We start from the raw sequence: 4,592 nt of genomic DNA, 5'->3' as shown, positions 1-4,592 counted from the left end.
TCAGGCAACCGTCTGTGGTGTTTGCAGAGCTAAGATTGGCGGCTTAGCGTTGCACTTCGGAGTTGAATCCGCCGATCACGATTTCATATGTAGCAATATGGCAAGTGATTTTAATAATGTTAGTGATTTAACTGATGAATTTAAAACTGTAAGCAGCTTTAGACAAGATATAAAAAAACCTGTTTTCCATGCGTTTTTATCTCTTCCCAAGAATGAACATTTAACAGATGAACAATGGCAAGATATAGCAAAAGACTATTTGAAAGAAATGAATATTGATATAGAAAAACATCAATATATTTGTGTGCGTCATAAAGATACAGATCAAGACCATATCCATATAGTAGTAAATAGAGTCAGTTTAGATGGTTCGGTATGGCTTGGGCAGCACTCAGCTTTTAACACAATAGCAGCTTGTGAACGTCTTGAGATAAAGCACGGCTTAACCATTACACAAGGGCTTAAAGGTCAAAAATCAGAGGTATCAGCACCAACCAAGAACGAAATTGAAATGGCACTTAGAACAGGAGAAAAGCCAGCTCGTTTGGTGCTTCAAGCCTCTTTACAAGCAGCTATGACAGGAAAACCAGACCTTGTGACGTTCATAAACAGACTGCAGGCTGTAGGCATCGAGCCAGCCTTTAACGTTGCTTCTACTGGCAACGTCGCTGGGGTGTCATTTGGTATCAAAAATAATGAAAAAAATATTTATTTTAAAGGCTCTCAGTTGGGTAAAAAGTTTAGTTGGAACACAATTAAAAGTAAGGTGAAATATGACAAAGATAGAGATGATGAACTCGTTAGAAGATTCGCAGCAAGAAAAGAAGATGACGAAAATAGTATTGGACGATCATTTATTGAACCAAATTTCAATGACAATAGAGCCGTTGACAGAATCGATGATGATATTATCAGAATCAGTCAGTACAGCATTAAACCAGACGCAACAGACATTAACCAGAGTGAACAACTCATTAGAAACAACAATAACAGCTTTAAACTCAGCGAAAAATATAATAGACCAACAGTCCCTAAAGTTAGAAGAACAACACAAAAAGCTGCACAAATACTCAACAGAGTTAAAAAACAACACAATAAAGAATCAATCAAAAATTATAATAAAAGTGGCCTCAATAGTTGGAGGCATAAATTTAGCAGCGGTTCTATTGGTAGGATACTTAATCATGCAAAAACAGCCAGCGCAGCCACAAATAAATTTAGACTCAAAGGCCGTAGCAGTTTCAATAGTAGAGCAACTAAGATCGAAGAGATAAGAGAACGTTTAGGTATTAAAAAACCTGTTATTCAGCCAAGGAATAAAGAGAAAATAGTTAAAGAAGAAATAAAGAAAAAGCCTTTGGGATTGAGTATGGATGAAAATAGATTTAAATCGAAGATAAAAGAAGCTCTTAAAAAAGAAAAACCAAAAAATGAAATAACACCACTACAGCAGAAAGACGATCAGCATTTAAAACCTCTTGGTTTTAGATTGCGATAAAAGAGGCTTGAGGCCTCTTTTATATTAAGTGCTACTTTATTACCAGATCTTATAATAGGTATCTTGAGGTTTGGAAGTTTCACCCATTACGAAATCGCAGCATATCAATGTTCAATGTGCTCGGCTAATGATTGTTTGAATTCAGTCATATAATTGCTAAGATTATCTATAAAGGAATGCGCGTCAAGGAATTTTGCGTATATTTCTTCAGGTGTAAGATTTAGCCTAAATAAAGCATAATTCTCATGCGCTAATTGATTTCTCAAGTATCCTAACTCTAAAAAATTATCTATGCTTCCCTTTATCTCTGCATCCTGCCTTAGTTTTGCTGTCATAAAAGCTTTAAAGTCAGCACCAAAATAAGCGAAAAACTTATTAGCCGAACGATTGTTCCAATCAAACAGAGAATGATACTGCCGGGTAAGTGCTTTATTTTCAATAAACGTCTTGGTAATTTGACATTGCGCGGGGTTCAACATTGAATGTATAACGAGAGTTGTCGCTGATTCAAAATAACTTGCGCTTGCCAATAAAATAACCTTGGCAAACTGGGATTTATATGAATTAGCAAAACTTATTTCACCAATGCTAACAAGTCTTTCATAGTTTTCTGTAAAGTCTGTATATAAGCTGTCAATGGCTTGTTTCCCCAAATCGTTCATTTAAAACTCCTTGAGGATATCTTTTGCTCTAGCTATACGGCCTCTAACTGATTCACCTCTTGTGGTTTTACCTGTGCTATAGCGAATAAATAACTCATCAGATTTTAGGCGCTCAATATAGTCAGTGGAGATCTTCTTAATGCTGTTTTTTCCTGTTGCGAGCGACTCCTCAATACTTGCGGAAAATACTGATTCAAAAAGAGTTATACTTAATCTGCTACCACCTGTTCTAAAGTGCTCTTCACTCAAATCTTGGCATGCATCCATAAATGCATTCCAAATTGATTCGCAGAGATTGATTTTCTCTGGTGAGAAAGTTTTTGCAAAGTTTGAGAAGTTGTTAAGAAACCCATTTACTGAGCTTTTATATTTATCTAAATAAATAGCCATTGCAAATGAGCGAAGCAAAGCTTCAACATCGTTTAATCTCACATCTATGATTTTTTTAGCTAATATTAATCGCCACTTTGGATGTTCATTCAGTTTCACAAGTAGCTCTAAGAATTCTGAATGGTATAAACTCATTCTAATTTCTTGTGGTGCAAGATTAACGCCACCACTATTAAGCCGGTTAAATATTTCAAACATAGCGCCATCCTCAGAATCCTGCGCTACGGGTTTTATCACCATATTCCTTATAGTCGCTAAATTTAAAGTTGTTTGTGATTCGCCTAATGTTTCATAATTCTTGCCATCAAATTTATTTGATTGGCCATCAGCGATCCCATCAAGTCTCAGATTGAATTTATTAAAATAATCATCATTGGAAAGAATTTCTGGAGGAATAAAACCGTGCTCATCAAATATTTTTCTCAACTCTGATCTTTTCTCATGCTTTGGGAATCTTCCGCTAAAGAAATAATAAAGAGACATCAGTCGTTGTTGTCCATCAATTACTAAAAATTCATTTTTACCTTTTTCGTAAAGAAATATCTGTGGTATAGGAAGTCCGATCAGTAGAGATTCTATCAACTTTGATGATTTTTTATATCCCATACGAAATGCCTTTGGAAACTTGGGATTTTAAATACTTTGGAGCGGATAAAACTAATTAAAGTTAGTGTATTGAAGTCATTTGGTGTTGTCGTTAGTTCAAACTCATCAATAGGATAAGTTTCCTCTTCAATCTCGATAAAATCATTTTCGTTTTCGATGTTTGACATAAAAACTCCATTTAATATTTAGGGGAGATGAGAACTATCTTAGCTCTAAAACAAGTGCTTAGGAAGAACGCTCTGTAATCCAACATCTTGGATACTGAGAACGCCCTGCCGATACTGTAGATTCACTCTTACTTGATAAGGGGTTAATCGTTTCACGCAGCAATTGCCTTACATTTCTGCGCTTGAACGTAATCTCCCCACCACTGCATCAGCTCTGTTCTTTCAGCAAGATACTCAGCACGATTGTAAGCGGCTATGATTTCGTTGTTCTTAGTATGAGCTAAGGCGGATTCAAGCACCTCTGTTCTAAATTTACCGCTTTCTTCGGCAGCCGTTCTTGCTATAGAACGCATTCCGTGTGCTACCAGTTCACCACCGAATCCCATACGGATAATTGCAGCATTGGCTGTTTGTTCATGCATGTGATTAAGGGGGGCCTTAATACTTGGGAAAACCCACTCTCTATGACCACTAATTGGTCTGATTAACTCAAGTATACGCATAGCCTCTTTACTCAGCGGAATCCTGTGAGGGCGCTTCATCTTCATAAACTCACCGGGGATGTTCCAGAATCGATTATCTTCGTCTATATCACTCCACCGAGCACGGACAGCTTCTCCCGGACGAACCCACGTAAGGAGTTGCCATTCAATTAGAAGACGTGTTTCGAGCCGTATAGAAGCGTTAGATAGAGCAATTAAGAATCGGGGTAAATCATCTGGTGGTAAAGCTGGCATATTTTGCTTCTTGGGTTTGCTGAATCTCTGGCCGAGATTGTCAGCAGGATTAAACTCAATAAGTTCTTCTGTTGCAGCCCAACGGAAAATTTCATTTAGACGTGAAATGATACGGCGTAGGGTTTCCAATACGCCTCGTTGTTCTATGGGGTCAAGGTGTTGTTTTAAGAGCTTGGGACGGATCTCTTTGATAGGAACGTTGCCTAAACCGGGGAAAATATTTCGTTCAAGGCTCCGCCAGATGTCTTCTGCGTGGTCTGGAGAGATACCAGAGGTCTTAACCTTTTCATCTAACCATTTCCTAGCAACCGCTTGTAGCGTGTGTTCAGTGGCATTCTTAAGGGCATTGGCTTTATCGTTGTTGTGAATCTGCGGATCGATACCATTTGCAAGCAACGACAAGTATTCATCACGTAAAGCCCGAGCCTTGGCAAGTGAGAGATGAGGATAGGTTCCTAGGCTGTGTCCCTTAATTGCATAACCTCTTGTAAAACAATCGGATGCAACCCAGCTTGACCATTGAAAGATAATT

At 37.8% G+C, this 4,592-nt stretch carries 5 protein-coding genes; 1 reads left to right on the top strand and 4 read right to left on the bottom strand.

From position 1 onward, the window contains the following. Positions 1–49: 49 nt before the first annotated feature. Positions 50–1,498 carry a relaxase/mobilization nuclease domain-containing protein gene (locus ACSZPU_RS23650; RefSeq protein WP_499003912.1) on the top strand — a complete coding sequence of 483 codons (1,449 nt, stop codon included), beginning with the start codon at positions 50–52 and terminating at the stop codon, positions 1,496–1,498. A 104-nt stretch (positions 1,499–1,602) separates the two neighbouring features. Here ACSZPU_RS23650 and ACSZPU_RS23645 read toward each other — a convergent pair whose 3' ends face one another. The 4 genes from ACSZPU_RS23645 to ACSZPU_RS23630 all read right to left on the bottom strand — a co-directional run. Continuing rightward, on the bottom strand, positions 1,603–2,160 hold the full coding sequence (locus ACSZPU_RS23645; protein ID WP_499003911.1) for a HEPN domain-containing protein: 558 nt from the start codon (positions 2,158–2,160) through the stop codon (positions 1,603–1,605). Further along, positions 2,161–3,156, bottom strand: coding sequence for a GmrSD restriction endonuclease domain-containing protein (locus ACSZPU_RS23640; RefSeq protein ID WP_499003909.1), 996 nt, complete (start codon positions 3,154–3,156; stop codon positions 2,161–2,163). It lies immediately after the preceding gene. Next, positions 3,129–3,323 (bottom strand): hypothetical protein, encoded by a 195-nt coding sequence (locus ACSZPU_RS23635; RefSeq protein WP_499003907.1) that lies wholly within the window; start codon positions 3,321–3,323, stop codon positions 3,129–3,131. The genes ACSZPU_RS23640 and ACSZPU_RS23635 overlap by 28 nt, the downstream gene beginning before the upstream one ends. 152 nt (positions 3,324–3,475) lie before the next feature. Then, positions 3,476–4,592 (bottom strand): tyrosine-type recombinase/integrase (locus ACSZPU_RS23630; protein ID WP_499003905.1); only part of this gene is annotated, 1,117 nt, incomplete at its 5' end.

The organism is Phytobacter sp. V69 (assembly GCF_965644215.1).
In the GTDB taxonomy this organism is placed as follows: Bacteria; Pseudomonadota; Gammaproteobacteria; order Enterobacterales; family Enterobacteriaceae; genus Phytobacter.
This window is presented reverse-complemented; position numbering and strand designations above follow the sequence as displayed.